This is a genomic window from Mycetocola sp. CAN_C7 (assembly GCF_015752285.1).
Taxonomy (GTDB): domain Bacteria; phylum Actinomycetota; class Actinomycetes; order Actinomycetales; family Microbacteriaceae; genus Mycetocola_A.
The window spans coordinates 1-1,140 of sequence record NZ_JADOUY010000020.1 but is presented as its reverse complement, the minus strand read 5'-3'; the positions used below and the strand labels follow the sequence as shown (position 1 = coordinate 1,140).

The 1,140-nt window shown below is 65.0% G+C and carries 1 protein-coding gene; it reads left to right on the top strand.

What is annotated here, in order from left to right; genetic code table 11:
* Positions 1–121 precede the first annotated feature (121 nt).
* Positions 122–1,140 (top strand): IS256 family transposase (locus tag IWX78_RS16310; protein WP_196834692.1); only part of this gene is annotated, 1,019 nt, incomplete at its 3' end.

Sequence of the window (1,140 nt, the reverse complement as noted above, 5' to 3'; positions counted from 1 at the left end):
GGTCATGCCCCTTAAGGTGGTGTAGCCCGGTGGCCGGCCTCGTCGTTTAGAGCGTGAGTGCGGTCACCGTGTGATCCTTCGAGTCAACCTTCTACCGAATCCTCGAAACGGAGTCATCACGATGACCGCACCCCATATTGTCGACCCTGCCGGCCTCCTTAGCGAAGCCCTGACCGACGCGTCCCCGGATCTGATGCGCAGCTTGCTGCAAACCATGATCAATGCTCTGCTGTCCGCCGATGCAGATTCTGTTGTCGGAGCCGAGTGGGGCAAACCGAGCCCCGACCGCACCGCGCAACGCAATGGCTACCGCCATCGTGACCTCGATACCCGGGTCGGGACGATCGATGTTCAGATTCCGAAGCTGCGCTCGGGAACCTACTTCCCCGAGTGGCTCCTCGAGCGTCGCAAGCGCGCTGAGGCCGCGATGATCACCGTCGTGGCCGACTGCTACCTCGCCGGCGTCTCGACCCGCCGGATGGACAAGCTCGTGAAGACCCTTGGGATTCACTCGCTGTCGAAATCGCAGGTGTCCCGGATGGCCGCGGATCTCGACGAACACGTTGAGCAGTTCAGGCGCCGGCCCCTCGGCGAGGCAGGCCCGTTCACGTTCGTTGCCGCCGACGCCCTGACCATGAAGGTCCGCGAGGGCGGACGAGTCATCAACGCCGTCGTGCTGGTCGCGACCGGCGTCAACGCTGACGGGCGCCGCGAAGTCCTGGGCCTTCGGGTCGCGACCAGCGAGACGGGCGCCGCGTGGAACACGTTCTTCGCTGACCTGGTTGCCCGGGGCCTGACGGGGGTGCGCCTGGTCACGTCCGACGCCCACCGCGGCCTGGTCGAAGCGATCGCCGCGAACCTCCCCGGAGCCGCCTGGCAACGATGCCGCACCCACTATTCGGCGAACCTGATGAGTGTGACCCCGAAGAGCATGTGGCCAGCCGTCAAAGCGATGCTCCACAGCGTTTATGACCAGCCCGACGCTGCCGCGGTGCACGCCCAGTTCAATCGGCTGTTGGACTACGTCGACGGTAAACTCCCCGACGCTCACGAGCACCTCGATGCTGCCCGGGCGGACATCCTCGCCTTCACCACATTCCCCGACGGGCTCTGGCAACAGATCTGGTCGAACAACCCGAA